Raw genomic sequence first — 25,454 nt, 5'->3', positions numbered from 1 at the left:
GTATCAACCCCGCCATTGGCGGGTCAGCACTTCCCGCACACGGCGCGTGGCGCCGCGGTTCTCGCCCCCCAGGCGGCTACGCAGGTTGCGGTGCGGATCGCCCTCGATATCGGCCAGGGCATCCGCCAGCGCGCTTCTCACGATGCCGAGATCGGCGGCGTCCGGCGCCGACGGATTCGACACCCGCACGGTGCGCCAGAGCAGGCCGAGCGTCGCGTAGGCGCCGATGTCGTAGGCCATCGGCGGCACGGTTGCGGCGAAGGCCTCAAGGTCTTCCACACTGCGCATCGTGATGCGGGCGGCAGCGTCCTTGCCCATCGCGTGGACCTGCACGCCGGTGTCGTCAAGCGCCACGATCCGGTTCGCCTGATAGCCGTGGGCGAGGAACGCGCCGGACATCGCCTTGCCGACCAACAGCGCGATGACCGGGTGTCCTTCCAGACGTGCCGTGGCATAAGCCCCCGCCGCGCTGGCGAGCGCCTGGTGTATGCCGAATGCTTCTTCGCGCCGGCCATAGGCCTGGCTGGGTGTATCGACGATGGCGATGATCGCCCGCTTGACCGGTGCATCGCGGTCGGCGGCGATAGCGTCCTGCACGGCACGGGCCAGCGACCAGCCCTCCAGCAGGCCGACCTCGCCGTGGCGTGCGCGTGGGAACGGACTGGCGGCGTCGGGAACGACCGCGATCAGCCGGGCGCGGCGGCCGTCGGTTTCGACGTCGGCAACCTGGACCGAGGGCGGATAGCCAGGCAGCCGCGGCGCATTGCCGCCAAGGCCGGCGAGCCAGGCTTCGCCCCGGCCGGGCGTTCTTGCTTCGTCATTCATTGCTGATCTCCCGCGTAGAGTTGGCGCACGGTGGCTGGCTCCGCCTGGGCGGCGGGGTCATAGGCGCCGAGCCGCCGCAGGTAGTCTTCGTGCCGGTCGCTGCGATGAACCGCTGCCGGCGGCTGCGCGACAAGCGCGGCTACCGTGGCGCGGATCGCGGCGCTGTCATCGTCGACAAAGCGGTCCGCCAGCCCGGTGGCAAGCCGTTGCTCGCCGCCGGTAAAGCTCCAGATGAGGGGGCGGTCGCGTGAATCGTATTCGGCAATGCCGGCCTCCTGCTCGATCACCGCCGGCCCATTCAGGCCCAGCCGGGCCTCGCGCGTGACCACGAGCGCGCTGCACAGGCCGGCGGCGATCGACATGCCGCCGAAGCAGCCCACCTGCCCGGCGATCACGCCGATCACGGGCTGGTAGCGGCGCAGGTCCACAATCGCCGCGTGGATCTCCGCGATTGCCGCCAGCCCGAGATTGGCTTCCTGCAGCCGCACGCCACCTGTCTCGAACAGGATGACGGCGCGCGTCGGGATGCCCTGCCGGTTGTCCTCGGCGGCCAGCTCCAGCGCGCCGGCGATCTTCGCGCCGCCCACTTCGCCCAGGCTGCCGCCCTGGAACGCGCCTTCAATGGCAAGCACCACGGCGGGATGTCCGTCAATCAAGCCTTTGGCCACGATGACACCGTCGTCGCCCTGTGGCACCACGCCCTGGCGTTCGAGCCAGGGCGACGTCAGGCCGTCGAACGGCCCGGCCAGCTCGCGGAAGGTACCGGTGTCCAGCAGTGCGCGCGCACGCGCGCGCGCACCCAGTTCGACGAAGCTCTCGCGAGCCAGCAACGCGGCGCGGTTCATGCATCCTCCTTGCCGTCTGCGGCATCGTCCAGGGCTTCGAAGGCCTCGGCCAGCCGCATGCCGACCACCCCGGGGGTGGCGCCGAAGTCGTGGATGCGGATGCGCATCGCGGCGCGCGGCTCGGCGCTGAACACGCGGTTGAGCTGCGCATCCCAGACGCGCCCGTAGCCGTCTACCGACGTCGTCACATGGATCGTGGTCCTGCCGGGCTCGCCGGGTTCGATCATCACTTCCAGGTCGCCGGAGCCGACCACGCCCACCAGCACGCGCCGGCGGGCCGGTGCGCCGGCCTCGTATTCAAAACGGAACTGTTCCATCATGGCTCTCCTTGCTGATCGTGATGGGCGGCAGGCAGCCGGTCGAGGAATAAGGTTGCGGCCAGCAGGTCTGCCGCCCCGCCGGGCGATGCGTTACACGCCCGCATCGCTGTCTCCAGCTCGCGCAGCCGGCGACGGCCAGGCAGCGTGCCAACACCGCCGGCTTTGAGCACCGCCGCTGCACCAGTTTGCATACCGGCCAGTCCTTCGCGGCCGGCGCGCACCAGCACACAGGTATCGTCAAGCCGCGCCATGATGGCGAGCAGGGCGTTGACCCGTGCACTGGCTTCCGCATCGCCGCGGGCCCGGCTCGCTTGCAGCGCCGGCAGGCCGACACCGACGACATGCGGGAAGCCAGCCTCGGCCTGCGCCCGCGCACCGCCTACGCCGTATGCGCTGCACGCCAGTTCGCCCTTGTTGCCGGTATGAGCGGGACGATGCCGGTCCGGCAGCCGCGCGATGGCGCCGGCCGCCGATGCGACGCTGGTGGCGTCGACGGCCTTGCCCAGCCACCCGGCCGCACCCGCCAGCAATCCGAGACACCAGATTGCGCCCCGGTGCGTGTTGACGCCACCGGTGGTGCGCAGCATGGATGCTTCGGCCTCGCGCCCGAGCGCGCCCAGGCGCTCGCGCAAGTCATGGTCGATGTGCGCGGCACGCTGGCCGGCCAGCGCCATGGCTGCGAAGGGCCCGCGCAGGCTGCGCGCGGAATCGATCATCAGGCCAAGCGACATGTCCTTGTGCGCGCCGCTGCCGCGTGCATCGACAAGACCTGGCTTGGGTGTCAGCGAGGCTTCGTCGACCAGCACGTCGACGGCCAGGCCGCCGATGGCACTGGCGGCAGCCGGTATGGCCTGTGTGGCCGCTGCCCGTGCAAGGTTTGCAGGGATCGCCATTACCAGCTCCTGAAGCGTGCCGGCGGTGCGTACAGCCCGCCAGACCACTCGACCAGATCGGCCATGCTCTTTGCCGCCAGCAGCGAGCGCGTGGCATCGGCGCGATGCACGCCGAGATCCTCGGGCAGGGCAATCAGGCCGTCGCTGCGCATCCGCCGCGTGGTCGCGGGGTCGTGGCGCATGCCGATCGGCGTGACGCCGGCCACGGCGGCGATCATCGCGCGGCGTTCCTCCAGCGAGCGCGCCTTATAGAGGTAGGCAATGCCTTCCTCGGTCAGCACGTGGGTCACGTCGTCGCCGTAGATCATGACCGGCGCGAGCGGCATGCCGCTGTCCCTGGCGACCTGCACCGCGTCCATCGATTCAACGAAGGTGGGCTTGCCTCCCGCCTGGAAGGTCTCCACCATCTGCACCACCAGCTTGCGACCGCGCGCGAGCGGGTCATCGGTCTCGATCAGGTCCAGCCACGCCGGTGTGGCATGGCGCCTGCCGCCCGGGTTGTGACCCATGTTCGGGGCCCCGCCGAAGCCGGACAGGCGTCCGCGGGTGACGGTGGAGGAATGACCATCACCGTCGATCTGCAGGGTCGAACCGATGAACAGGTCCACCGCGTACTGTCCCGCAAGCTGGCAGAAGGCGCGGTTGGAGCGCATGGCGCCATCGGCCCCCGTAAAGAAGATGTCGGGACGGGCCGCCACATAGTCCTCCATGCCCAGTTCGCTGCCAAAGCTGTGCACGCTTTCGACCCAGCCGGATTCGATGGCGGGAATCAACGTCGGATGTGGGTTCAGCGTCCAGTACTTGCAGATCTTTCCCTTCAGGCCAAGCGATTCGCCATAGGTGGGCAAGATCAGCTCGATGGCCGCGGTGTTGAAGCCGATGCCGTGGTTCAGCGATTGCACCTGGTGGCGCTCGTAGATGCCACGGATGGCCATCATCGCCATCAGGATGTGAACGGGTTTGATCAGGCGCGGGTCACGCGTGAACAGCGGTTCGCAGAAGAAGGGCTTGTCCGACTGCACCACATAATCGATCCACGAGCCGGGTATGTCGACACGGGGCAGGCCGGCCGCGTCGTCGACGATCTCGTTGACTTGCGCAATGACGATACCGTCGCGGAAGGCGGCGGCCTCGACCAGTGCCGGCGTGTCTTCGGTACTGGCACCGGTATAGAGATTGCCGTCGCGATCCGCCTTGTAGCCCGCAACCAGCACGATCTGCGGCGTCAGGTCCACATACAGCCGTGCATAGAGCTCGATATAGGTGTGGATCGCGCCCACCTCCAGCTGCCCGTCCTCCAGGAACTGCGAGATCCGCACGCTCTGCGTGCCGGCGTAAGCGAAGTCCAGTTTGCGGGCGATGCCGCGTTCGAACAGGTCCAGGTGCTCCACGCGGCTCACGCTTGGGATGATCATGTGCAGATCGTGGACGCGGGCAGGGTCGGCGTCGGCCAGTGCGCGGGACAGGAAATCGGCCTGCTTCTGGTTGTTTCCCTCGAGCACCACGCGGTCGCCGGGAGCGGTGATGGTTTCGAGAAAGGGCACGATGTCCGCCGTCGGGATCACCTTGCCGGTGGCGATCCTGGCGCCGAGTGCTTGGCGGCGCCGCTTTTCGGCGCGACGGGTGTCCCACTGTCGTTCCGGTATGGGTTTGGGCATTGCGTCTCCGGTGTGCTGCGATCGATGCAGGAAAGATAGAGCCGCAGGCACAGCCGAACAATGAACCCCGGTGTCGGATCGTTACGCCGAAGCTAAATGATTATCCGTCCACGATTAACCTGAGCGTAACGATCTCCCATTGCAGTTGATTGATGCGGACGTAGGGCTCTCCTAGAGTCCGCTCATGCCGTGCGGCAGTTGGGCACGGGCATCAACGAAAGAAAGCAGGCTGCTTGCAATGCCCCCGGGGCGGGATGCTGTGAGCCGCACAGGAGACACATCGATGATCATTTATGGAACTGCATTACTGGCGCTCTGCCATCTGATTGGCTTGTTCCTCGGGGACTTGCTCGGCGCCGCAATTGGCGTCAAGGCTAATGTCGGGGGCGTGGGCATCGCCATGCTGCTGCTGATTACCATCCGGCTCTATCTGCATGACCATGACCTGCTGCCCAAGGAGACCGAGGCTGGCGTCGGCTTCTGGGGCGCGATGTACATTCCCGTCGTGGTGGCGATGGCGGCACAGCAAAACGTCGTCGCGGCCTTGCGTGGCGGCCCCGTTGCGCTGCTCGCCGCCGTGCTGGCTGTGCTGGCGTGCGCCTGCTGCATCGCTGTGCTGAGCCGCACCGGTGAGCATGAGCCGCTGCCGCCATTGCCTGCCGATGGGCAGGGTGGCTCTGGCACCGCCCGCGTAACGGCCACGCGCTGAGGAGACGGCCATGACAATCTCACTGACGCAAATGCTCCAGAACGTGCTGCTGCACAACGGCCTGGTCACCGCCTTCGCCACCGTCGGCATCGTGATGTGGATTTCGTCGCAGTTGTCGCGGCGGCTGACCGCCGGGCGCGTGCATGCCTCGGCCATTGCCATCGTGATCGGCCTCGGGCTGGCCTACTACGGCGGCGTGGTCACTGGCAAGGAAAAAGGACTCGCCGACTTCGCGCTCTTCTCCGGCATCGGCCTGATGGGCGGTGCCATGCTGCGTGACTTCGCCATCGTGGCGACGGCCTTCGAGGTTCAGGTCAGGGAAGCACGCAAGGCGGGTTTGGTCGGCGCCGTGTCGCTGCTGCTTGGCACGGTGATTCCCTTTGCAGTCGGGGCAATCGTCGCACGCGCCTTCGGCTACAGCGATGCCGTCAGCATGACCACCATCGGCGCGGGTGCCGTGACCTATATCGTCGGCCCGGTGACCGGCGCGGCGCTGGGCGCCAGTTCCGACGTGATCGCCCTGTCTATTGCGACGGGCCTGGTCAAAGCGATCATCGTGATGGTTGGCACACCCTTTGCGGCCGGCTTCCTGGGCCTGAACAATCCGAGGGCGGCGATGGTCTTCGGCGGCCTGGCGGGCACGGTGAGCGGCGTGTCGGCGGGGCTGGCCGCAACTGACCGGCGGCTCGTGCCCTACGGCGCCCTGGTGGCTACGTTCCACACTGGCCTGGGTTGCCTGTTGGGGCCATCCGTCCTGTACCTGGCCACCAAGGCACTGGTCGGCTGAGTTCAGCACCCCTTGCCGCTGGCGGCCGGGGTGAGCATGCGGCAGACGGCGGCGAGCGCGAGCAGGTTGGGATCGCGCTCGCGCCGCCGCAGGAAACTGAGCCCGATGGTCTGCTTCAAGCCATACTCGGGCGTCAACGGGATGAAGGCGACATTGCTGGCGAACACGTCGCGCACCCGGCCCGGAAGCAGCGAGTAGCCGATGCCGCCGCCAACGAGGTTCATCAGCGAGAAGATATCGCCCACCTTCATCACCACGTTCGGCGTGAAATCGGCAATCCGGAATGCCTCCGCGAAACCGCTGGATGTCACGAAGCCGTCGCCGAGCGAGACGAAAGGCTCGTCCCGGCAAAGGCGCAGGTCCACAGCGTCCAGGCGGGCGTAGTGCGAATTCTCTGGCGCGGCAAAGAAGATGTCGTCCTCGAACATCGGTATCGACTCGATGTCCGCGCTGGGCTCCGGCAATCCCATCAGCGTCGCATCGATGGTGCCTTGCCGAAGCTTGTCAAGTAGATCTGCATTGGAACCCAGCACAAGCTCAGTCTGCAGGCTCGGCCGTCGCACCTTGATGCCGATGACTACCTGCGGCACGGTTCGGATGGTCAGTGAGTAGAGCGAACCGATCTTGAGCTGATCCGCCGAATAGCCTGCCGCCTCGCGGGTCATGCGGATGCCGTCGGACATGGTCTTCAGCACCTCGCGCGCAACGTCGGCCAGCACCTGCGCCGCTTCGGTCGGCAGCAGGTTGCGGCCTTCATGCCGGAACAGAGCACAACGCAGACCTTCCTCAAGGGAGTGGAGGGCCCGGTGCACGCTGACCGTGCTGACATCCAGCGCCTCGGCCGCCTTTGCAAGATTGCCTGTGTCCATGAAGGCGAGGAGCGCCTCCAGCTTCCGGAACGTGATGTCTTCGCTGATGCGGTCTGGCATGGCGTGGCAGGGGTGGATTCAGGCACAGATGATCGCACAACGCGCGAGGGATGGTCGTGATAGCCGAACTGCCTGGGAAAGTCCGCAACGTTATACGTAGGTGAGGCCCGCTCAGGGTTCTCCCGCTTCCGCGGGGCACGCGCTGTTCGCTAAACTGATCCGCCGCGCATGCCGCCGACAGGACGCCACAAGGGGTGCAGACCCCGAAAAAATCATCTGCGTCTTTTGCGGGGTGATGCGCGGCGCACAAGTCAAGCGCCCCCTCATGCATTCAAACAGACCACCTCCCGCCGACCAGCCCGCCAACGCATCCGCGCCGCGCGTGCTGCGCCATGTCATTGCCGACGAGGCACAGGCCGCGGCGGCCGAGCTCAACGGCTGGCAGCAGCGCTACCAGCAACTGACGCCGGGCGTGTTCCGCGCCGAGGTCTCGCAGGTGACCTACGGCGATGTCCACGTGTTCCGCGAACAGACCACGCAGGCACTGCTCGAGGAGGGTGAGGCGGCGCGCGGCTATGTCTCGCTGGCGCTGCCACACATGCAGTGCGATGACGGCTGGTTCCACGGCTATCGCATGCACGGCCACTCGCTGCTGTGCGCGGGCAACGGCCAGGCACTGGCGATGCGCACCCCGCGCGAACTGGACCTGACCGGACTGACCATGCCGCTGCCGGCGCTGGAACGCGCCGTGACGCTGGCCGCCGGCGGGCCGCGCCCGCTCGACGCCATGGCCAGGGTGCGCCAGCTGCGGCCGACAGTCGGCAACGAATTGCGCGCCGCGCTGCTGTCGGTGCTGGCCACCGCGGCGATCGACGCTGAAGTGTTCAGCAACCGCTTTGTGGAAGGCGCGATTCGCGACGCCTTGCTGCTGGCCGCCGCGACCGCGCTGATCGATGACGGCGACCGGTTGCGCGAGCCGTTGCCCACCGCCGGCGCCCGTCGTCAGCTGGTGGCCGACGCCTATGCGCTGGTGCGCGCCACGCCCGACCACGGCTGGAGCATCCTGGCCCTGTGCGAGCAGTTGGGCGTATCGCGCCGCACGCTGCAGTACAGCTTCAACGAAGTCACCGGGCTGGCGCCGCTGGATTTCGTGCGCGCGGTGCGCATGAACGGCGTGCGCCAGGCGCTGCGCGCCGGCCCGGTGGAGCCGGTCGGGACCGTGGCGGCGCGCTTCGGTTTTTATCACCTGCCGCGCTTCGCGGCGCAGTACCGTGTCTTCTTCGGCGAACTGCCGTCGCAGACCCTGGCACGGCGCCGCAATAGCGGCTAACCGCCGGCTGACAGGCAACTAAGCCATCATCGCGCGCGGCAGGTGGCGGCCCACCCAGTCGCGTTCCTGCTCGTAGGCACGCGCCAGGCGCAGCACGCCAAGGTCGTCATGCGGACGGCCGACCAGTTGCATGCCCATCGGCAGCCCGTCGCGGCTGAAGCCCACCGGCACGCTGATGACCGGGCAGCCCGACAACGTCCACGGGAACACCACTTCCATCCAGCGGTGATAGGTATCCATCTGCCTGCCGGCGATGGCCTTGGGCCACGGCTCGCGCACGTCGAACGGGAACACCTGCGCGGTCGGCACCGCGATGAAGTCATGGTTGGCAAAGACCTGCTGCAGTGCCTGCGCCCAGGCGCTGCGGTCCGCGCTGGCGGCGTAGATGTCGCTGGCGCTGAGCTTGAGCGCGCCTTCGATTTCCCACACCGCCTCGGGCTTGAGCAGCGCGCGCTTGGCCGGGTCGCGGTAGAAGGGCAGCATGCCGTTGCCGACCAGGAAGTGGCGGTGCACCAGCCAGGTCTTCCACAGGCGCTCCGGTGCGAACGGCGGCTTGATCGCCTCGACCGACACGCCGAAGGCCGGGAATGCCTGCAGCGCCTGCTCGCACAGCGGCAGGATGCCATCTTCCATTGACAGGTAGCCGTCCCAGTTGCCGAGCCACGCCACGCGCTTGCCCTTCAGGTTGGCGGCAAGCGCTGCCATCACGTTGTCCGGCGTGAGCCCGGCCAGCACCGCGTCGCGCTCCAGCGCCAGCGGCGTGCGCGGGTCGGGGCCCGCCTGCGTGGCCAGCAGCAGCGCGACGTCGGCCACGGTGCGGCCCATCGGGCCCTCGTAGCCCAGTTGCTGCATGAAGACCTCGGGCGTGGGACCGTAGGGCACGCGGCCCATCGACGGGCGGAAGCCATACACGTTGCAATAGCCGGCCGGGTTGCGCAGCGAGCCGCCGAAATCGCTGCCGTCGGCCACCGGCAGCATGCGCATCGCCAGCGCCGCGGCCGCGCCGCCGCTGCTGCCGCCGGCGCAGCGAGTGGTGTCGTAGGGGTTGCGGGTGGCGCCGTAGACCGGATTGAAGGTCTGGGAGCCGAGCCCGAACTCCGGCGTATTGGTCTTGCCGATCAGGATGGCGCCGGCCTTGCGCGCGCGTTCGACGATGATGGCGTCGGTGGTCGGCACGTTGTCCTTGAAGATCGGCGAGCCGAAGGTGGTGCGGATGCCGCGCGTCAGCGCCAGGTCCTTGGGCGCCTGCGGCATGCCGTGCATCCAGCCGGCCGACCTGCCGCCGGCGAGTGCCTGGTCGGCGGCGGCGGCTTCCTGCAGCAGCACGTCGCGTTCGCGCAGCGCGACGATGGCGTTGGTGGCGGGATTGACGCGCTCGATATGGGCCAGGTAGGCCGTCATGACCTCCCGGCACGAGACCCGGCGGGCATGGATCTCGCGCGACAACTGCCAGGCCGGCATCATCACGATCGGGTCCGGCGCGCCGTCGGCAGCGCGGCCGGCAGGATTGCCGCCCGCGCTGGCGGGCGCGGCTGCGGCCGGGCGCGAGATGGCGGAAGCGGCGGAGCCGGCGGCAGCCGTGGTCAGTGCCGCGCCGGCCAGCCGGCCCAGCCACTGGCGGCGGGCGGGCTGCGGCAGGGGGGCCGTGGGGGCGGTGGCGGGGATGGAGGGATTCGTCTTCATGGTCGCTCTCGTCGGAACAAGGGATGCGCTGCGCTCAGACAGCGATCATCACCGACTTGGTCTCGGTATAGTGGTCGAACACCGCCCGGCCCATCTCGCGGCCGAGCCCCGACTGCTTGAAGCCGCCGAACGGCATGGCGTTGTCGAGCAGGTTATGGCAGTTGACCCAGACCGTGCCGGCCTTGATGCGCGGCGCCAGCCGGTGTACCCGCGACAGGTCGTTCGACCACACCGACGCCGCCAGCCCGAACAGCGTGCCGTTGGCGCGGCCGACCACCTCATCGATCTCATCGTAGGGCAGCGCGACCACCACCGGCCCGAAGATCTCTTCCTGCACCACGCTGGCGGTCTCGGGCGCCCTGGCCAGCACCGTCGGACGGAAGAAATGCCCGCGCGGCATCTCGGCCGGGCCGCCGCAGATCAGTTGGGCGCCGTCCTGTACGCCTGCCTGCACATAGTGCGCAACGCGCTGGCGCTGGCGCGCCGAGACCAGCGGTCCCATGGTCGTGTCCGGCTCGATGCCGGCGCCGAGCCGCAAGCCGTTGGCGATGCCCGCGAGCGCCTCGACCGTGGCATCGAAATGCTTGCGCGGCAGGTACAGCCGCGAGCCTGCCGTGCACACCTGGCCCTGGTTGAAGAAGATCGCCTGCGCGGCGCCGGCTGCCGCCGCCGCGGGCGACATGTCGTCGAGCATGATCACCGGCGATTTGCCGCCCAGCTCCAGCGTCACCCGCGCCAGCCGCTGCATGGCCGCGCCGCCGACCAGCTTGCCGACCTCGGTGGAGCCGGTGAAGGCGATCTTGTCCACGCCCGGATGCGCGGCCAGCGCCGCGCCGCAATGCGCGCCGTCGCCGGTGACGATATTGACCACGCCGGCCGGGTAGCCGGCTTCCATGACCAGCTCGCCCAGGCGCAGCGCCGACAGCGGCGTTTCCTCGGCCGGCTTGAGCACCACCGTGCAGCCGCAGGCCAGCGCCGGCCCCAGCTTCCATGCCGCCATCAGCAGCGGGAAATTCCACGGGATGATGGCGCCGACCACGCCCACCGCCTCTTGCCGCGTAAATGCCACGAACTCGCGCTCGCGCACCAGCGGCACCGATACGTCCAGGCTCTCGCCATGCAGCTTGGTGGCCCAGCCGGCCATATAGCGCAGGAAGCCGGCCGCGCCGGCCACGTCGACCGCACGCGCCATGGTGGCAGGCTTGCCGTTGTCGAGTGCCTCGATCTGGGCCAGCTCATCGGCGTTGGCCTCGACCAGGTCGGCCAGGCGCAACAGCAGGCGCTCGCGGTCGGACGGGCGCATCGCGGCCCAGGCGCCGTGCTCGAAGGCGCGGCGTGCCGCCTGTACCGCGGCGTCGACATCGGCGGCCTGGCCGGCGGGTACCTCGGCCAGTGCAGTCTCCGCGGCGGGGTCTTCGGTGACAAAGACGGCGCCGTCGGCGGCGGTCGGCCACTGGCCGTCGATCAGCATGCGTTTGGGGCGTTGCAGGAAGGCGCGGGTGGCAGGCAAAAGCAGGTCGGTGCGGGTGTCCATGGGTCTCCTCGATTTGTCGATTTGTCGGTGTGTCAGGATGTCGGTTCAGCGGCCCGACAGGATGGCGGCGCGGTGCGCGGCCACGTCGTCGAGCCGGTCATTGCGGTAGCGGGTCACTTCCTGCGTCGTGTACGGGGCAACGTCGCGCTGGCCGGTCAGCGCGGGCAGCATCCAGTTCATCAGCTCGGCGATCTGCGCGTCGGTCAGGGCCGATCCGGATGTGCCCGGCACCTGCACCAGGAACGCGCGGCCCGCGGGCGTGCGCAGCAGCTGCGGTATGGTGAGGCGCATGTCGGGAATGCCGGCCGCGGGTTTGCCGGAGGCGTCGGGCAGGTGGCAGCCGGAGCAATGCAGCATGTAGCTGGCCTGGCCGCGCTGCAGCCTGCCTTCGGCGTGTGCGCCGCTGGCGGCCAGGCAGCCAGCCACGCAGGCGGCGAGGCCGGCCAGCGCCCGGCGCAGTGCGGCGCGGTCCATGTCAGCGCGCCTCGGCCGGCTGCTCGCGCAGCTTGCGCACGGCACCGGGCGTCTTGCGTTCGGCACGGGCCCTGGCGAGCACATCGGCGCCGATGGCCGAGGCCGCCTGGCCGTTCTGCGTGCTGAGCCACGCCACGACCGCCAGCAGCGAGGCGTCCGGCAGCGCGGCAAAGGGCGGCATGACGCCATTGAAGGACTGGCCCTGCGATTCGATCGGGCCGGCCAGCCCGTGCACCAGCACATTGGCCAGGTAGGCCTGGCCGGCGGACGAGCCCAGCCGCTCGCGCAGCGCATTGGCCAGCGGCGGCGCGACCCCGGCGATGCCGGAGGCATCCGTGTTGTGGCAAGCCGCGCAGTTGGCGGCGAACAGGTCCTTGCCCTGCGCCGCGAGGTCGGCGGCAGTGGCGGGCAGGGTGCCCAGCAGCGCCGCGCTGGCGGCGAGGAAACAGAGGCGCTTCATTCCTGGACTCCGAGAATGATCGAGGTGGTGCAGTGAAACATGGTGCTGCTGTTGCTCATGCACCAGTTGACGTCGTTATGGACGCCCAGCTTGTAGCCCGGGCGCTCGCGCTCGTTGGTGTTGCATTCGCAGCGGCCGCAGGTGGTTTTGCCGCAGCAGTCGTTGTAGCTGACCATGTAGTCCTTGCCGTCCGCGGGGTTGCGGCAGGTGCCGACCCACGACACTTTCGACGGCTCGGTGCCGGGTGGGCAGGTGGTGGAACTGCCGCCGCAGCACGAGCACAGGAAGCCGTCGACCGCGCAGTACTTCCAGTAGTCGCAAGAGGTTTCATCAGCCGGCTTGCCGGTGCGCGCGCCGTGCGCGGCCGCGGCATGCGCGCTGCGGTCGAAGGGCAGCACCGGCAGCGCCAGGCCGCCTACCATTGCCTTGCCCAGCGTGGCCAGTACGCTGCGGCGGCCGACGCGCTGCGCGGCCCGGCGCGTCTGGCGCTCGAAGAGGTTGTCGAACCACATAACGTTGTCCTCCGTGCGCTCAGGCGTGGGTTTCCAGGAACTGCTGCACCGAGGCCACGTTCAGCTCCATGGCGGTGAACAGGCTTTCCAGCTGCTCGCGCGAATTGACCAGGCCCTTGGCGCGCAGCGTGCCTTGCTGGTCGAGCAGCACGCCATAAGGCAGCTTGCCGATCTGCAGGTGCATGCCGAGCTCTTTCGACAGCACGTACTCGAACTCGCCCAGGCCGGCCTGGCGCAGGAAGGCGAGGTGTTCGGGCTGCTCGCCGTCCGAGGCCAGCACGATGCGCAGCCAGCTACGCTCGCTGTCGCGGATCGACTTCAGCACCGGGATCAGCTTCTTGCAGACGGGGCAGGTGGGCGACAGGAAGAACAGCAGCGTGGCGCCAGCCTGCTGGCCGCCCACGGCGATATCGCCGCCGCGTATGTCCTGCAGCGCGAAGGGCTGCAACGGCTGGCCGACGCGCGGGCCGGCGTCGATCACCAGCGCGCCCATCGGGGCCACGCGTTCATAAAGGATGCCGACCTGGCGGGCCAGAGCGTACAGGCCAAGCAGGAGCGCGAGCACGGCGATCCAGAGCACGATATTGGCAATCACAAGAGCAGTCATGACGGTCTCGGTCAGAAGAAAGGAAAGGGTGTTCAGGCGCGGGCACGGGCGCGTCCCGCGTTGGCCAGCAGTTGCGTGGCCGCGAGCCACATCAGCAGCAGGGCCAGCGCGCAGAAGCCGGCGCAGGCAAAGTCGAGCGGCGCCAGCGCGCGTACCGGTGCGGTCGCGGCGGATGCCGCCGCCGTGGCCAGCACGGCGAGCAATGCGATATTGCGCATCACCAGGCCAGCGGACAGCGGCATGCTGTCGGCATCGCTGCCGCAGCCGCAGCGGATATCGCGCCGGCCGCGTGCCAGGTTGATGCACACCGCAACGGTGGCAAGCCCCACGACGGCAAGGCCGGCGATGGCGGATGTCGCCTGCAGCGGTCGTGCAACCAGCAGCAGCGCGGCTCCGGCTTCGGCTGCGACGAAGGCCACCGCCGCGGCACGGCTCCACGCGGCGGGCAGCAACCGGTACGCATCGAGGGCAGCGTGGAAGCGCTCGAACTCGCGCAGCTTGGGCAGCACCGACAGCAGCAGCACCAGCGCCGCGGCCGCGCTGCAGGCGGCGGTGACCACGGGGTCGGCGATCAGCGTGGCGGCGTTCATTGGTGGGCCTCCACCTGCACCGCGTTCTCGCTGACGCCATCCACCCGCGCCACCGGCTTCAGGCGGCTGGCGGGATCGAGCGCGACCACGCCGGCCTTGGCGGCATCGAGCGCATACAGCGTAGGGCTGGCGCCTTGCGTGATGGTCAGCGCCAGCGCGTTCTGTCCCGGCGCGCGCGCCACGCGCGTGCGGCTGGCCAGGTCGATGGTCCAGATCTCGGCCGCGGGGGTCTTGTGCGAGCCTTCGCGGCTCTTCGGATGCATGCCGACGTAGAGCCGTTGCGTCGCGGCGTGCAGCGCGAACAGCTGGTAGCCACCCGGCTTCCACCCGGCCTTGGCGTCGGCGGCGCTGACAATGGGCCAGGGCTTGCCGAAGGACGGGGTTTCGCCCGACAGGTCGGCGGTGTAGACGTTGCCGTTGAAGGAGACGAAGTAGAGCGTGTTGCCGATGCGCTCCGAATGCAGGAAGACCGGATCCTCCTGCGGATCGAACATGCGTGCGCTGCGCTTCTGGCCGGCAGGCTGCCCGTTGACATCATGCGCGACGGTCAGCATGGCGCCGTCGCTGCACAGGGTCTGGAAGCGCTGGCTGGAAGCCGCGCTGGCAAAGATGCCCCAGCAACCCGGCGTCTGCACCTCGGAAGCGAGCTTGTTTTCCTTCAGGTCGACGATGCTGACCGAGGTGGCCGGCGTGGCGTTCTGCACATACAGGAAGCGACCGTCCGCCGAGGTGGCGATGATGCCGCGGTAATTCAACGACTGCGCGTGGCGCGGCGGAATCACGATCTCGCTGCGGTAGGCCAGCGTGTCGGCATCGTACAGGCTGACCACGTCGGTGCGCTCGCCGCGCGACAGGCGCGGGTAGAAGGTCGAGACCACGTAAATGGTGCGCTTGTCCGGCGACAGCAGCGACTGCCCGCCGAAGCCGGTCGGCACCAGCCCCAGGTACTTCATCTGCTTGCCGTCCACAACGTGCAGGCGGCCGTCGACCATGTGGTGGAAGGCTACGTCGGAGATATAGAGGCGGTTCTCGTCGGCCGGCGCCAGCTTCGCCATGGTGAGCGTTTCCGGCGGCAGGTCTGCGGCGCTTGCGGCACTCGCGGCCATAGCCAGCGATAAGCCAAGCAAGGCGGCCAGGGTGGCGGGGGTGGCGGAACTGGCAAGCCGCGGCGTACTGACGGCGCGTCTTGCCCTCCTGCTTGTGTGCTTCACGACTGTCTCCTGTCGATACCGGAATGGAGGCAGTCTATGAAGCGGATCGAGCGGGGCGTTAGCCGGAATCGGCAATCGCCACACCGGGGAATGTACTAACTGCAAGGCCTTTGGGCCGGCCTTGCGGCGGGGCATCGGGCGAGGACACGCGGGGAGGGGCCGGGCAGTCGTGCGGGCGGCCCTTTTGCGGGGCTGGCACGTACCAGCGCGGATATCCGTTTTTGGCAACAGTGGGCACTCAGCGGCAGTGCAGTCCAGCCCGGCCCGCGCAGGGACGTTGCCCTCAGGTGATTGCCCTGAGCAGGCGGACCATCCGTTCGAACGTCTTGCCATAGGGTGGGTGCAGCAAGCCGATGCCATTCACCGGCGCTTGCAGAAAGACCGGCTTCTCCTTGCTGAAGGCTCGGAACCCCCATTCGCCGTGATAGGCGCCCACGCCGCCAAAGGGCTGCGACTCCTGGCCGAAGCGCCAGATGCAGTCGTTGATCGTGACGCCGCCGGAGACTGTTTGCTCCAGCACCCGGCGTGCCAGGCGGGCTGCGCGATGACGCTAGATCAAGGTCGAATCGTCGTCCAGGAAGCCGTCGTCGCTCAGGCCTGCATCGAGATTGCCGCTATCTGATTCCCAATCGCGCGCAGCGACCGATGCCTGTCCATCGTTCCCGTAGTAGTTGTTGACGACGTTCGTTTCCGTTCCCGGCGTGTTCATGCCGGACTGCCCCAGGAACCCGTTCTTGCTGCTGTGGCCGAACAGGTTCTCGATACCCTGGAACAGGAAGGCACCGCCGGCTACGCCGGCGGCCGTCGTTGCGATACTGCCCAGCGTGCTGCCGAACCCGCCGCTCAGGAAGCCCGGCCGGGGCGACTGCGGCGGGGCGGACTGCAGCGGGGGGGACACGGTCTGGGCGGGTGCAGGCACGGGCGTCGCGGCAGCAGGATTCGCACTGGCGCCCCACGCATTCTGCTGATCGATGAAGCTGCGGGAGCTGTTGGCCTGCGCAGCCTGCAACTGGCCCTGCAATGCAGCGATCTGCGCCTTTGCCGTCGATAAGGCCTGGTCGAGCAGCATGGCTCGCTGGACCAGCAAATAGGCGGCGTCCGGCTGTATCGCGACCGCCTGGGCGATGAGTGCCTCCGCCTGCGGGTCCTTCGCGCTGGCGCGGGCCTGGGTCAGCTGAGTCAGGAAGACTTCGAGTGCTTGCGTATCCTGCGGGGTCATGGCGTCTCTATCCCGGTTGTTGGTACGCCGTCACTGTATGCGGAAAGACTTAAGGGAGACTTAAAGGCAGGGACATCTGCGCGCGGCAAGCGGCTTTTGGCCGCTTCCCTCCAACTCTTCCTGAGACCGCATGTCGCGCCGTCGTGACATCTCGACGAAAGCGTCGAGGCTGATCCCATGACGCAGCGCGCATACCGCGTGAAAATTGAGGTGCTTAACGCACTTTTGACGCCGCGAAGCCATCGTGCGGTTCCGCGTCCCGGTGCGACAAGCTTCGGCGGCGAGCGTAGTTCGCACTAGACTGAAGAACGCAAAACTGCCATCCGGATGATCCGAACAATGCTCAGGCTCGAAGGCATGGCCGGCTTCGTCGCCGTTGTGGAAGCTGGCGCGATCAGCGAGGCCGCGCGCCGCCTCCATTTGTCCAAGTTCGTCGTCAGCGACCAATTGTGCGGCCGCACCGCCATCGGCAGCCCAGCGTACCAGGACGGGTGGGCCGGCCTCCACGACGCCGCTGAAGTCGCCTGGATCGCCGGTGACCAGCATGGCGCCTGAAGCTCGCTACTCTGTCCGCCTGTTCGGCGAGTTCCATCTCGACGGCGCCGACGCGCCGATGCCTGACGCGAATTCTCCCCGCTTACAGGCGCTGCTTGCCTATCTGATTTTGCATCGGGACGTGCCGCAGTCGCGCCAGCAACTTGCTTTCCTGTTCTGGCCCGATTCCACGCAAGCGCAGGCACGCAACGCCTTGCGCCAGCTCCTGTTTCATCTACGCAAGTCATGGCCGCACGCAGCCAGTTTCGTCCACGCCGACGCGCAAATGGTGCGATGGTTGCCCGATTCCGCATTTGATCTCGATGTCGCGCAGTTTAAGTCGGCCCTGGCCACCGCGGCGCGGGCCGCAAGCAACAACGACGCGGCCACCGAGGAACAGCTCCTGACGCACGCCGCGGAGCTGTATCGGGGCGACCTGCTAGCCAGTTGTTACGATGAATGGATCGCCCCGCAGCGCGATCAGTTGCGCGAAGCGTGCATCGCGGCGCTCGTGCGGCTCAGCCAGTTGAGCGAGGACAGACGTGACTACGCAAAGGCGTTGAAACACGCGCAGCAGTTGCAGCGACTCGACCCATTGCGCGAGCCCACCTATATGGCGTTGATGCGCCTGCATGCCCTGAATCACGATCATGCATCCGCGCTGCGTGCCTATCGCAACTGCGTTGAAATTTTCGCGCGCGAGCTGGGCATCGTGCCTGGTGAAGCCTTGCGCGAGGCCTATGCGCGCCTTGCTGCCCAGGCTGCGCCAACACAGCGTCGACGCCCACGGGACCCCATGCTGTCAATGATCGGACGCCACGACGAATGGCGGCGGCTTCTCGAAGTGTGGCAGCGTAGTCAGCTTGGCGACAAGCAGTTCGCCCTGATTTCGGGCGAGGCGGGCATTGGCAAGTCGCGCCTGGCGGAGGAATTGCTCGTGCACCTTTCCGGGCAAGGCTTCACCACGACGCACTCGCGCGCGTATGCGGCCGAGGGGCAGGTCGCGTTTGCGCCGGTCACCGGCTGGCTGCGCAGCCCCGCCTTGCACCAAGCGATGAGCGGACTCGACAGACTGTGGCTGACCGAAGTCGCGCGCCTGTTGCCAGAGCTGCTGACGCAACAACCCGGCCTGCCTCCGCCCTCCCCACTCACGGAATACTGGCAGCGCCAGCGGTTCTTCGAAGCGCTGGCGCGCGCCGTGCTGGCGACAGACGGGCCGCTGCTGCTGTTGCTCGACGATTTGCAATGGTGCGACGCGGAGACGCTTGAATGGCTACGCTTCCTGATGCGCTTCGACGTGAGCGCGAAGCTCCTCGTGGTCGCCACGGCGCGGCATGAAGACATCACGCCCTTGCATGCCGTAAGCCGGCTGCTTGACGCCTTGCGGCGCGACGACCAGCTCACTGAGATCTTGCTGGGCGCGCTGGATGCCGCCGAAACCGCGAAGATCGCGGCGCAGATCATCAATCGGCCGCTGGCCGACGCGGAGGCAACCCGGCTATTCGAGGAGAGCGAAGGCAATCCCCTGTTCACGGTCGAGATGATGCGCGCCCGGTCCGACACCGCGACGGCCGGCGGCACGCCGCACGGCACGGTCCCGAAGTTGCCACCCAAGGTGTATACGGTGATCTCGAACCGTCTTGCGCAACTGTCGCCTGCCGCGCGCGATATCGTCGGCGTCGCGGCGATCATCGGGCGGGCATTCACCGCCGATGTGCTGGCCCAGGCGAGCGACGTGCGCGAGGACGCCCTCACGAATGCGCTGGACGAACTCTGGCAACGAGGCATCGTGCGCCAGCCAGACAGCGGGGGCATTGCCTTTGACTTCAGCCACGACAAGATCCGGGACGTGGCGTACGCCGAGGTCAGTCCGCTGCAACGCCGCCGCCTGCATCAACGCGTGGCACGCGCGCTTGAACAGGCGCCGGACGATGATCTCGACGCTGCCAGCGCGCAGATTGCCGCGCACTACGAACAGGCGGGCCTGCCAACCGATTCAGCCGCGTTCTATCGGCGCGCGGCCGGCGTTGCGCAGAGTTTGTACGCCTATGACGATGCCATCGCCCTGCTGCAGCGCGGGCTGGCGCAAGCCGGTCAGATCGTCGATCCGCAAGAGCGCGCCCGGCAGTCGCTGGCATTGCAACTCGACCTTGCGCCGCCGATTCGCATTTCCCGTGGGTGGGCGGCACCGGAGCTCGACACGCCCCTGCGGCGCGCCGTTGAACTCAGCAGACACGCGGGCGACTTCGGTCAGCAGGCGCGCGCCCAGCTCAGCCTTGCCTTCTTTCTTGTCGTCAGTGCGGAGCTTGCCCAGGCGCGGAGCCTGAGCGAGGAGCTCATCGCGGGATTGGGCACTTCCGGGTCGGGTACATACGCGTCGATGGCATGGACCAACATCATGGGGAGCCTGGTCCAGCAGGGTGACTGGGTGGCGGCGGAGCCGGCGTATCAACGCGCGCTCGGCGCTTATGACGAAACCCAGCACGCCGAGCATGTGTCGTTGATGGGCGGAAACTTCGGCGTGCTGGCCTCGGCGTGGTCGGCCCATGCATTCTGGTTCACCGGGTTCGCCGATCAGGCCCTCCGGCGTGGACGCGAAGCGCTGGAGGTGGCAAACCGCCTGGCACACCCGTTCTCCCAGGCGCTGGCGCTGTCTTATCTTGCAACGCAGCATGCCCTGCGCCGGGAGCACGGTCTCACGCTTCACTACGCCCGACAGGCACGTTCGATCGCCGATCGGTACCACGTCGGCTACTACCTTGCCTGGGCTGACGTGCTGCTCGCCTGGGCCAATGCAAAGCAGTCGCCCGGCGCCGACGCCGTGGCGGCAATGCAGGTGGCGATCGAGGGCTTTCATGCCACCGGCGCGCGCCTGCGGCTGCCGCTGTATCTCGGCATGCTGGCGGAATGCCTGGGCGACGTGGGCGAGACCGAGGCCGCGCTTGCGGCGCTGGATCAGGCGCTCCAACATGCCGAGCACACTGGCGAGCACTGGCTGGACGCGGAGCTCTATCGCCTGCGCGGCGAATTGTTGTTGCACCGCAGCGCCAACCTGGCCGAAGCCGAATCGTCGCTGATCAAGGCGATCGAGATCGCTGCCGCCCAACGGGCTCGCCCCCTCGAGCTGCGCGCCGCGCTGTCGCTGGCGGCGTTGCGCGAGCCACGGGAGGGCATCGGTGCGCGCCGGGTGGTCGAGCCGCCGCTCGCCCGATTCGCCGAAGGGTTCGACCAGCCCGACATCGTCCGGGCGCGCGCGTTACTGGCGCGTTAGTCATGGCTTGGCCGCTCCGGGCCAGCCGCGTCGGAGATTGGCGCATATAACGCCGCGCCTAACGCCCTTCAAACGCCGAGGTTGCTAAAACTCCTGCATACCAACCGGACAGGAGGCAACCATGGAAGGTGCTCTGAGTGAAACCGTCGCCACCGCGCTGAAGCCGCATTTTCGGGGGCAATTGATTCAGCCTGGCGATGCGGCCTATGACCAGGCACGCGCGGTGTACAACGGCATGATTGACAAGCGCCCGGCACTGATCGCGCGCTGCACGGATGTCGCGGACGTCATTGCGGCGGTGAACGCCGCGCGAGACAGCGCAATGCTGCTGGCCGTACGTGGCGGTGCGCACAATGGCGCGGGGCTCGGCACATGCGATGGCGGACTGGTGGTCGACCTGTCGCCGATGAAAGGCGTGTTTGTGGATCCGAAGCGCAGCACCATTCGGGTTGGTGGCGGCTGCACCTGGGGCGATGTGGACCACGCCGCCAGCGCCTATGGACTGGCGACGCCGAGCGGTTTCATCTCGACCACGGGCGTGGGTGGGCTGACGCTTGGCGGCGGCATTGGCTACCTTAGCCGCGCCTACGGCCTGACGATCGATAACCTGCTCAGCGCCGAGGTCGTTCTGGCCGACGGGCGACTGGTCAATGCCAGCAGCGACGAGAACGCGGACCTGTTCTGGGCGCTGCGCGGCGGTGGCGGCAACTTCGGCGTGGTCACCTCATTCGAGTTCAAGGCCCATCCGGTCGGCACGGTCTACGGCGGCCCGATGCTGTGGCCGATGGACCAGGCGCGCGAGTTGATGAAGTGGTGGCGCGATTTCATCCTGACTGCGCCGCAGGACATCAATGGCTGGTTCGGCTTTGTGACGGTGCCGCCCGGGCCGCCGTTCCCCGAGTCTGTCCACCTGCAGAAGATGTGCGCCGTGGTGTGGTGCTACACGGGTCCACTCGATCAGGCCGAGGCGCGCTTCAAGCCGATTCGCGACGCCATGCCGCCAGCGGTGGACTTTGCCGGCCCCATTCCCTGGCCGGTCTTGCAGAGCCTGTTCGACGCGCTGTATCCGCCTGGCCTGCAGTGGTACTGGAAAGCCGACTTCGTGAGCGACCTGAGCGACAAGGCCATCGACCTGCACATCAAGTATGGGCACCAGTTGCCGTCCATGCACTCGACCATGCACCTGTATCCCATCAACGGCGCGGCGCATCGCGCGGGCCCCAATGACACCGCGTTCAGCTACCGCGATGCGAGCTTCGCCAGCGTGATTGTCGGCGTCGATCCCGACCCGGCCAACAACGACCGCATCGTGCAGTGGGCCAAGGACTACTGGCTGGCGCTGCATCCGCACTCGGCTGGCGGCGGCTACATCAACATGATGATGGACGAAGGCAACGACAACGTGAAGGCTGCCTATCGCGACAACTATGCGCGACTGGCGGAGATCAAGCGCAAGTACGACCCTGCAAACCTGTTCCGCGTGAACCAGAACATCAGGCCCGCCTGAGGGTGGACCGAAGGTTGCGACTGCTGAAAACATCGTGGGACTCGCCGCCCTGATTCCCGGCGACTCCCACGCCCCTTGCCTGCCGGAATCGCGAGGAGAAAGTCATGAGCAAACTGGTTTGCGCCGGGTTCGCAGCCCTGGTGCTTTTCACTGCCTGCACTGACGCCGGGAGGAGCGTGGACTGTGCCGGCGGCATATCGATGGGTGGGGCGGGGGCAATGGAAGCGCTGGGTGAAATGGCTGGCGCAGCTTTCCCGATCAACGGTGGGCAGTTTTCGCTCTATCTGTTTCGATAGGCCTGGCACTCGCCGCTATGGCCCGATGACGGCGACGCTCGTGGGTTGTCACTGAAGCTCTATGCGTAGGCATATAACGGCCCAAAGCAGACGATCAACGTTCAATCTGCACGCGCATCGACCGCGCGTCTGGCAAACCCAAGGCTTCCGCCGCAGCGTGAGAGAGATCGATAATCCGGCCTTTGACGTATGGTCCGCGATCGTTGATGCGAACGACAACCGACTTTCCGGTAGCCAACGATCTGACGCGCACATAGCTGCCGAGCGGTAATGTTCGATGGGCAGCAGTCAAGGCCCCGCCATCGTAGCGTTCTCCGTTTGCGGTCAGATGCCCCTGGAGCGCTGCCGAATACCATGACGCCTCGCCGGATTGCAACCTCTCGTGCTCGTGCCGAGGGCGACAGGAATCAGCGCTGCACGCAGCATGCCTGGACGGAATCTGTCCGCAAGCAGTGAACAAAGCGCAGATTCCCAAGACTCCCAAATAGCGAAGTGATAGCACCATAGAGCACCCGTCAGTTATTGAGACGTGGTTCTAACGGTCCAAAGGTTCACGTTGGCGGCGTGACCGGGCTACGTAACACCTTGACAATATTTTAGGTGACAAGCGACGTCCCTGAAGGTCCGACCCAACGACAGGGTGGTTTCTGGACTATCGGTCGAATGTGGCCCAAAGGTTTCGCATGTTGCCCGGAGCATTTGACGCGACGCCGTTGAGTTGACCACTCTATTCCCGCATTGTGGAAAGCCTGCAGGCAGCCAGCGCCATGATTCCGTTCCGGCGCGGCAGTTCGTTGCCCGGCTCTTGGATTACACGTGACCTCATGTCAATGCTTGCACTGTGACGTCTTTGCGCTCGAATCGAATGACTGCTTGTTGGTCCGAAGAGTCATTTGGATGTCGACGCTGCAGTGTTCGTGAACGGTTGAATCCACAGCCGCTCATGGCCGGACCCGGCCCGATGCCGAACCTCCTCAGTTGCCCGATTGTCGCCCCTGCGACGCCTGTTATGCGAGAAAGCTGGTGCTCAATTGCGATCGATCTCAATTTGCCCTAACCTGTCACGGAGCCCCCAACCTGGAACCGCGCGATGCAAGCACATCCTTTGCGCCTCTCTCCCGGCGACGATCTGCGTGTGGCACTCGAAGACGCGCTGCGTCGGCTCAGGTTGCGTGCGGCCTTCGTAATTCAGGGCATCGGGAGCCTCAGCGTTGCCCAATTGCGATTTGCCGGGGACGAGGATCCTACCGAGTTACGTGACAATCTGGAAATACTGACGCTCGCCGGGTCCATATCATCTGATGGAGCGCACCTGCACATGTCGGTTGCCGACCCGCGCGGCCGAGTGTTCGGTGGTCATGTGGCACGCGGTTGCACGGTCCGTACAACTGCGGAGATATTGCTGGCGCTTCTTCCCGAACATCGTTTCTCCCGGGAGTACGACCTAAGTTCAGGGTTCATGGAACTGGTGATACGAAATGAACCGCCCCCGGAGTAGCCTCGACGCATACACCCGGGCAGCGTGGATGAATGAGGCCTTTCGACCCGTCTCGGTCATCCACCAGACTTGAAATGAGAGTCCGATGCGCACCGAGAAGCCGTCATTCAGCGCTGGTTAAGCGTGGCGGAGCGGCTCTTTTTTGAACTGCACCCAAGACGCCAGCACATGCTGTTCATACGACTTGGCGAAAGAGGGTGATTATCACGTAGGTAGCGCTAACCACCAGCATGGCCCCAGCGAAGGCAAGGTAGTATTTAGCACCCGTGGTGCGGCGCATGGGAATGAAAGTGATGAACAACAGGTTTCATTTGCTTCCCCCTGACCAGGTTGCTCACGATTGGAGCTTAGCCCCGCTATGGCAACTGACCAAGCAATCGTCGTACCACCTGTTGCCTGCTTGCCCGACTTAACCGCCGGAGAAGACACGCAACTTAGCGCTGGCGTGCCAGCCAGAAGCTTTCAATGATCTGGCGCGTCGTGGGGCTGATGACAATCTCCCCCAGCTCCGCTTGAGAGAACCACTGGCAGCGTGCGATTTCCTTGCTCGGCTTTGCCGCGGCAGATTTCCCAATATTGGCGACGAAGACATGGTGCACGGTCGTTGCGCCTATGGCTTGGAACAGAAAGCCGAGCCCTCGGGCCAGCAAGGTGGTTTCCTCTAGAAGTTCCCGTCCTGCGGCATCAGCAAATGTCTCGTCCTTGCTCGGGCGCCCGCCAGGCAGCGCCCACCGGCTGCCGTCCTTGGAAACCAGCAGTACGCGGTCGCCGCGTGCGCAAACCACGGTGGCCCTTATCTTCGTCTTCATCAGTCGAGTGGGGTAAAGTCAGAATTTGGCGCTGATCTTACACGCGAGGCCGCGGCGGCGCAGACACGAGCAGGCAGGACAGAATTGTTCCGTGCTCGAATCGGGAAGATCACGCACGCCTGGCCACGTCCGCCGGCAGTTCCTCGACCGATTTCAGCCGCCAAATCGACGATGCTCTAGTGGCGCCGATATGCGTCAGTCCAGGCAGCAGACCAACCAACCCTGTACCAGCCCCTAAATGAAAACCGCAGCCGAAGCTGCGGTTATTTCACACAGCCCCGGCAGCATCAAGACTCCCACTCACGCTTCTGGACAAGCTCCCCCGCCGTCTGGGGTCTTCAGCCTTGGAGCAAGATTGGGCTGGCGTGGCGACTCGCAATTCGCCAAGCGCCAAACCCCTAGCTCTTGTGTACGACTTCGAACGAGTATCCGTCCGGATCGAATACATCCGCCGCGTAGTACCCGGGATAGTATTCAAGCCGCGCGCGAGGCGGGATGTGCTCCCGTCCACCAGCGGTGATTGCGGCGTCGTGGAATTCGTCGACCTTGGCATTGCTATGCGCCACAAAGCCCCAGTGAATAGCTTCGGGATTCGGATTCCCCTGCTTCAGCCAGAAGAAGGCCTTCTCGCCATCGCCGAAACCCCACAGGTCAGGATGCCCGTTCTCCCCTTTGTACGGCAGGAAAAACTTGATCCCTATAGGCTTCAAGGCAGCTTCGTAGAAACCCAGCGAGCGCTCGATATCGCTGACGGTCAGGATTATGTGGTCAAGCATACCTTTCCCCTCATCGTGCAAGTGCTTTGATGGCTCGCTCGCCGTTCGCGACGGCATCCGGAGCGAGAGTCGGAATATTCATGCCTTCCGGTCCACAAAGGGACCTGTCCCCTTTAAGAGCCACCCCTTTCAAGGTGATCAAACGACACGTCCAGCCTTGATGACACGGGCGGTAGATACATGCCGTCGTGCCACGCATCCGGCAACATAGCCCTTCTTCTTGGGCGCCTTCGGTCC

At 66.5% G+C, this 25,454-nt stretch carries 26 protein-coding genes and 1 pseudogene; 7 read left to right on the top strand and 20 right to left on the bottom strand.

What is annotated here, in order from left to right:
• Nucleotides 1-3 precede the first annotated feature (3 nt).
• The 5 genes from mdcE to mdcA are packed head-to-tail and all read right to left on the bottom strand — an operon-like array spanning nucleotide 4 to nucleotide 4,541.
• A complete protein-coding gene (mdcE, locus tag DN412_RS23430; RefSeq protein WP_115213761.1) occupies nucleotides 4-825 on the bottom strand; it encodes a biotin-independent malonate decarboxylase subunit gamma in 822 nt (273 codons plus the stop codon).
• On the bottom strand, nucleotides 822-1,670 hold the full coding sequence (locus tag DN412_RS23425; protein WP_115213760.1) for a biotin-independent malonate decarboxylase subunit beta: 849 nt from the start codon (nucleotides 1,668-1,670) through the stop codon (nucleotides 822-824). The genes mdcE and DN412_RS23425 overlap by 4 nt, the downstream gene beginning before the upstream one ends.
• Nucleotides 1,667-1,987 carry a malonate decarboxylase subunit delta gene (locus tag DN412_RS23420; RefSeq protein ID WP_115213759.1) on the bottom strand — a complete coding sequence of 107 codons (321 nt, stop codon included), beginning with the start codon at nucleotides 1,985-1,987 and terminating at the stop codon, nucleotides 1,667-1,669. Before DN412_RS23420 ends, DN412_RS23425 begins: the two co-directional genes overlap by 4 nt.
• On the bottom strand, nucleotides 1,987-2,883 hold the full coding sequence (locus DN412_RS23415; protein ID WP_115213758.1) for a triphosphoribosyl-dephospho-CoA synthase: 897 nt from the start codon (nucleotides 2,881-2,883) through the stop codon (nucleotides 1,987-1,989). Before DN412_RS23415 ends, DN412_RS23420 begins: the two co-directional genes overlap by 1 nt.
• On the bottom strand, nucleotides 2,883-4,541 hold the full coding sequence (mdcA, locus tag DN412_RS23410; protein ID WP_115213757.1) for a malonate decarboxylase subunit alpha: 1,659 nt from the start codon (nucleotides 4,539-4,541) through the stop codon (nucleotides 2,883-2,885). The genes DN412_RS23415 and mdcA overlap by 1 nt, the downstream gene beginning before the upstream one ends.
• A gap of 283 nt (nucleotides 4,542-4,824) precedes the next feature.
• Here mdcA and madL point away from each other — a divergent pair, with 283 nt between their 5' ends.
• Together madL and madM are read left to right on the top strand one after the other, a co-directional pair.
• On the top strand, nucleotides 4,825-5,250 hold the full coding sequence (madL, locus tag DN412_RS23405; RefSeq protein ID WP_115213756.1) for a malonate transporter subunit MadL: 426 nt from the start codon (nucleotides 4,825-4,827) through the stop codon (nucleotides 5,248-5,250).
• Nucleotides 5,251-5,260: 10 nt separating this feature from the next.
• Nucleotides 5,261-6,037: a malonate transporter subunit MadM gene (gene madM / locus DN412_RS23400; RefSeq protein ID WP_208647644.1), complete on the top strand. Its 777-nt coding sequence runs from the start codon at nucleotides 5,261-5,263 to the stop codon at nucleotides 6,035-6,037.
• Between the two features lie 2 nt (nucleotides 6,038-6,039).
• Here madM and DN412_RS23395 read toward each other — a convergent pair whose 3' ends face one another.
• The gene (locus DN412_RS23395) at nucleotides 6,040-6,966 is read right to left on the bottom strand and encodes a LysR family transcriptional regulator (protein WP_115213755.1); all 927 of its coding nucleotides are present in this window, start codon (nucleotides 6,964-6,966) and stop codon (nucleotides 6,040-6,042) included.
• Between the two features lie 265 nt (nucleotides 6,967-7,231).
• Between DN412_RS23395 and DN412_RS23390 the strand changes: the two genes are divergently transcribed.
• Nucleotides 7,232-8,236 carry a helix-turn-helix domain-containing protein gene (locus DN412_RS23390; RefSeq protein ID WP_115213810.1) on the top strand — a complete coding sequence of 335 codons (1,005 nt, stop codon included), beginning with the start codon at nucleotides 7,232-7,234 and terminating at the stop codon, nucleotides 8,234-8,236.
• A gap of 18 nt (nucleotides 8,237-8,254) precedes the next feature.
• Here the strand turns inward: DN412_RS23390 and DN412_RS23385 are convergent, their stop codons facing one another.
• The 11 genes and pseudogenes from DN412_RS23385 to DN412_RS44090 all read right to left on the bottom strand — a co-directional run bounded on the left by DN412_RS23385 (nucleotide 8,255) and on the right by DN412_RS44090 (nucleotide 17,072).
• On the bottom strand, nucleotides 8,255-9,697 hold the full coding sequence (locus DN412_RS23385; protein WP_244222764.1) for an amidase: 1,443 nt from the start codon (nucleotides 9,695-9,697) through the stop codon (nucleotides 8,255-8,257).
• 256 nt (nucleotides 9,698-9,953) lie between these two features.
• Nucleotides 9,954-11,453 (bottom strand): aldehyde dehydrogenase family protein, encoded by a 1,500-nt coding sequence (locus tag DN412_RS23380; protein WP_115213754.1) that lies wholly within the window; start codon nucleotides 11,451-11,453, stop codon nucleotides 9,954-9,956.
• Between the two features lie 45 nt (nucleotides 11,454-11,498).
• Nucleotides 11,499-11,927, bottom strand: a complete 429-nt coding sequence (locus tag DN412_RS23375) for a c-type cytochrome (protein WP_115213753.1) — start codon at nucleotides 11,925-11,927, stop codon at nucleotides 11,499-11,501.
• A 1-nt stretch (nucleotide 11,928) separates the two neighbouring features.
• Nucleotides 11,929-12,387, bottom strand: a complete 459-nt coding sequence (locus tag DN412_RS23370; protein ID WP_115213752.1) for a c-type cytochrome — start codon at nucleotides 12,385-12,387, stop codon at nucleotides 11,929-11,931.
• Nucleotides 12,384-12,899, bottom strand: a complete 516-nt coding sequence (locus DN412_RS23365; RefSeq protein ID WP_115213751.1) for a methylamine dehydrogenase light chain — start codon at nucleotides 12,897-12,899, stop codon at nucleotides 12,384-12,386. The genes DN412_RS23370 and DN412_RS23365 overlap by 4 nt, the downstream gene beginning before the upstream one ends.
• A gap of 19 nt (nucleotides 12,900-12,918) precedes the next feature.
• Nucleotides 12,919-13,506 (bottom strand): methylamine dehydrogenase accessory protein MauD, encoded by a 588-nt coding sequence (mauD, locus tag DN412_RS23360; protein WP_115213750.1) that lies wholly within the window; start codon nucleotides 13,504-13,506, stop codon nucleotides 12,919-12,921.
• A gap of 32 nt (nucleotides 13,507-13,538) precedes the next feature.
• Entirely contained in the window at nucleotides 13,539-14,096 is a 558-nt protein-coding gene (locus DN412_RS23355) for a MauE/DoxX family redox-associated membrane protein (RefSeq protein ID WP_115213749.1), read from the bottom strand.
• Nucleotides 14,093-15,307, bottom strand: coding sequence for an amine dehydrogenase large subunit (locus DN412_RS23350; protein WP_244222758.1), 1,215 nt, complete (start codon nucleotides 15,305-15,307; stop codon nucleotides 14,093-14,095). Before DN412_RS23350 ends, DN412_RS23355 begins: the two co-directional genes overlap by 4 nt.
• 283 nt (nucleotides 15,308-15,590) lie before the next feature.
• A pseudogene (locus DN412_RS23345) lies at nucleotides 15,591-15,830 on the bottom strand (coniferyl aldehyde dehydrogenase); the annotation flags it as partial.
• 27 nt (nucleotides 15,831-15,857) lie between these two features.
• Complete coding sequence (locus tag DN412_RS23340; RefSeq protein ID WP_115213747.1) at nucleotides 15,858-16,526, bottom strand: DUF2076 domain-containing protein; 669 nt, start codon at nucleotides 16,524-16,526, stop codon at nucleotides 15,858-15,860.
• Between the two features lie 60 nt (nucleotides 16,527-16,586).
• Nucleotides 16,587-17,072: a hypothetical protein gene (locus tag DN412_RS44090; protein WP_161564034.1), complete on the bottom strand. Its 486-nt coding sequence runs from the start codon at nucleotides 17,070-17,072 to the stop codon at nucleotides 16,587-16,589.
• On the opposite strand from DN412_RS44090, the gene DN412_RS23330 reads away from it, so the two are divergent.
• The 3 genes from DN412_RS23330 (at nucleotide 17,071) to DN412_RS23320 (ending at nucleotide 22,134) form a co-directional block, all read left to right on the top strand.
• Nucleotides 17,071-20,331, top strand: a complete 3,261-nt coding sequence (locus DN412_RS23330) for an ATP-binding protein (RefSeq protein ID WP_115213746.1) — start codon at nucleotides 17,071-17,073, stop codon at nucleotides 20,329-20,331. The two genes, DN412_RS44090 and DN412_RS23330, sit on opposite strands and share 2 nt — an antisense overlap.
• 121 nt (nucleotides 20,332-20,452) lie before the next feature.
• Nucleotides 20,453-21,838, top strand: a complete 1,386-nt coding sequence (locus DN412_RS23325; RefSeq protein ID WP_115213745.1) for an FAD-binding oxidoreductase — start codon at nucleotides 20,453-20,455, stop codon at nucleotides 21,836-21,838.
• Between the two features lie 104 nt (nucleotides 21,839-21,942).
• Nucleotides 21,943-22,134: a hypothetical protein gene (locus DN412_RS23320; protein WP_115213744.1), complete on the top strand. Its 192-nt coding sequence runs from the start codon at nucleotides 21,943-21,945 to the stop codon at nucleotides 22,132-22,134.
• 94 nt (nucleotides 22,135-22,228) lie between these two features.
• Here DN412_RS23320 and DN412_RS45525 read toward each other — a convergent pair whose 3' ends face one another.
• On the bottom strand, nucleotides 22,229-22,639 hold the full coding sequence (locus tag DN412_RS45525; protein ID WP_279635230.1) for a septal ring lytic transglycosylase RlpA family protein: 411 nt from the start codon (nucleotides 22,637-22,639) through the stop codon (nucleotides 22,229-22,231).
• 585 nt (nucleotides 22,640-23,224) lie between these two features.
• Between DN412_RS45525 and DN412_RS23310 the strand changes: the two genes are divergently transcribed.
• Nucleotides 23,225-23,632 carry a PPC domain-containing DNA-binding protein gene (locus DN412_RS23310; protein ID WP_115213742.1) on the top strand — a complete coding sequence of 136 codons (408 nt, stop codon included), beginning with the start codon at nucleotides 23,225-23,227 and terminating at the stop codon, nucleotides 23,630-23,632.
• A gap of 434 nt (nucleotides 23,633-24,066) precedes the next feature.
• Here the strand turns inward: DN412_RS23310 and DN412_RS23305 are convergent, their stop codons facing one another.
• The gene (locus DN412_RS23305; protein WP_115213741.1) at nucleotides 24,067-24,441 is read right to left on the bottom strand and encodes an NUDIX hydrolase; all 375 of its coding nucleotides are present in this window, start codon (nucleotides 24,439-24,441) and stop codon (nucleotides 24,067-24,069) included.
• Nucleotides 24,442-24,839: 398 nt separating this feature from the next.
• Nucleotides 24,840-25,217, bottom strand: a complete 378-nt coding sequence (locus DN412_RS23300; RefSeq protein ID WP_115213740.1) for a VOC family protein — start codon at nucleotides 25,215-25,217, stop codon at nucleotides 24,840-24,842.
• Nucleotides 25,218-25,454 lie beyond the last annotated feature (237 nt).

It is taken from the genome of Cupriavidus lacunae (assembly GCF_003353055.1).
GTDB lineage: Bacteria > Pseudomonadota > Gammaproteobacteria > Burkholderiales > Burkholderiaceae > Cupriavidus > Cupriavidus lacunae.
Note: the sequence above shows the minus strand (reverse complement) of the source record. Positions and strands in the feature narration are given on the sequence as shown.

What these genes read in the sequence shown, in the direction of transcription:
- mdcE (WP_115213761.1), bottom strand. Translation starts at nt 825, where the DNA reads ATGAATGACGAAGCAAGAACGCCCGGCCGGGGCGAAGCCTGGCTCGCC.
- DN412_RS23425 (WP_115213760.1), bottom strand. Translation starts at nt 1,670, where the DNA reads ATGAACCGCGCCGCGTTGCTGGCTCGCGAGAGCTTCGTCGAACTGGGT.
- DN412_RS23420 (WP_115213759.1), bottom strand. Translation starts at nt 1,987, where the DNA reads ATGGAACAGTTCCGTTTTGAATACGAGGCCGGCGCACCGGCCCGCCGG.
- DN412_RS23415 (WP_115213758.1), bottom strand. Translation starts at nt 2,883, where the DNA reads ATGGCGATCCCTGCAAACCTTGCACGGGCAGCGGCCACACAGGCCATA.
- mdcA (WP_115213757.1), bottom strand. Translation starts at nt 4,541, where the DNA reads ATGCCCAAACCCATACCGGAACGACAGTGGGACACCCGTCGCGCCGAA.
- madL (WP_115213756.1), top strand. Translation starts at nt 4,825, where the DNA reads ATGATCATTTATGGAACTGCATTACTGGCGCTCTGCCATCTGATTGGC.
- madM (WP_208647644.1), top strand. Translation starts at nt 5,261, where the DNA reads ATGACAATCTCACTGACGCAAATGCTCCAGAACGTGCTGCTGCACAAC.
- DN412_RS23395 (WP_115213755.1), bottom strand. Translation starts at nt 6,966, where the DNA reads ATGCCAGACCGCATCAGCGAAGACATCACGTTCCGGAAGCTGGAGGCG.
- DN412_RS23390 (WP_115213810.1), top strand. Translation starts at nt 7,232, where the DNA reads ATGCATTCAAACAGACCACCTCCCGCCGACCAGCCCGCCAACGCATCC.
- DN412_RS23385 (WP_244222764.1), bottom strand. Translation starts at nt 9,697, where the DNA reads ATGCCGGCCTGGCAGTTGTCGCGCGAGATCCATGCCCGCCGGGTCTCG.
- DN412_RS23380 (WP_115213754.1), bottom strand. Translation starts at nt 11,453, where the DNA reads ATGGACACCCGCACCGACCTGCTTTTGCCTGCCACCCGCGCCTTCCTG.
- DN412_RS23375 (WP_115213753.1), bottom strand. Translation starts at nt 11,927, where the DNA reads ATGGACCGCGCCGCACTGCGCCGGGCGCTGGCCGGCCTCGCCGCCTGC.
- DN412_RS23370 (WP_115213752.1), bottom strand. Translation starts at nt 12,387, where the DNA reads ATGAAGCGCCTCTGTTTCCTCGCCGCCAGCGCGGCGCTGCTGGGCACC.
- DN412_RS23365 (WP_115213751.1), bottom strand. Translation starts at nt 12,899, where the DNA reads ATGTGGTTCGACAACCTCTTCGAGCGCCAGACGCGCCGGGCCGCGCAG.
- mauD (WP_115213750.1), bottom strand. Translation starts at nt 13,506, where the DNA reads ATGACTGCTCTTGTGATTGCCAATATCGTGCTCTGGATCGCCGTGCTC.
- DN412_RS23355 (WP_115213749.1), bottom strand. Translation starts at nt 14,096, where the DNA reads ATGAACGCCGCCACGCTGATCGCCGACCCCGTGGTCACCGCCGCCTGC.
- DN412_RS23340 (WP_115213747.1), bottom strand. Translation starts at nt 16,526, where the DNA reads ATGACCCCGCAGGATACGCAAGCACTCGAAGTCTTCCTGACTCAGCTG.
- DN412_RS23330 (WP_115213746.1), top strand. Translation starts at nt 17,071, where the DNA reads ATGGCGCCTGAAGCTCGCTACTCTGTCCGCCTGTTCGGCGAGTTCCAT.
- DN412_RS44090 (WP_161564034.1), bottom strand. Translation starts at nt 17,072, where the DNA reads ATGCTGGTCACCGGCGATCCAGGCGACTTCAGCGGCGTCGTGGAGGCC.
- DN412_RS23325 (WP_115213745.1), top strand. Translation starts at nt 20,453, where the DNA reads ATGGAAGGTGCTCTGAGTGAAACCGTCGCCACCGCGCTGAAGCCGCAT.
- DN412_RS23320 (WP_115213744.1), top strand. Translation starts at nt 21,943, where the DNA reads ATGAGCAAACTGGTTTGCGCCGGGTTCGCAGCCCTGGTGCTTTTCACT.
- DN412_RS45525 (WP_279635230.1), bottom strand. Translation starts at nt 22,639, where the DNA reads ATGGTGCTATCACTTCGCTATTTGGGAGTCTTGGGAATCTGCGCTTTG.
- DN412_RS23310 (WP_115213742.1), top strand. Translation starts at nt 23,225, where the DNA reads ATGCAAGCACATCCTTTGCGCCTCTCTCCCGGCGACGATCTGCGTGTG.
- DN412_RS23305 (WP_115213741.1), bottom strand. Translation starts at nt 24,441, where the DNA reads ATGAAGACGAAGATAAGGGCCACCGTGGTTTGCGCACGCGGCGACCGC.
- DN412_RS23300 (WP_115213740.1), bottom strand. Translation starts at nt 25,217, where the DNA reads ATGCTTGACCACATAATCCTGACCGTCAGCGATATCGAGCGCTCGCTG.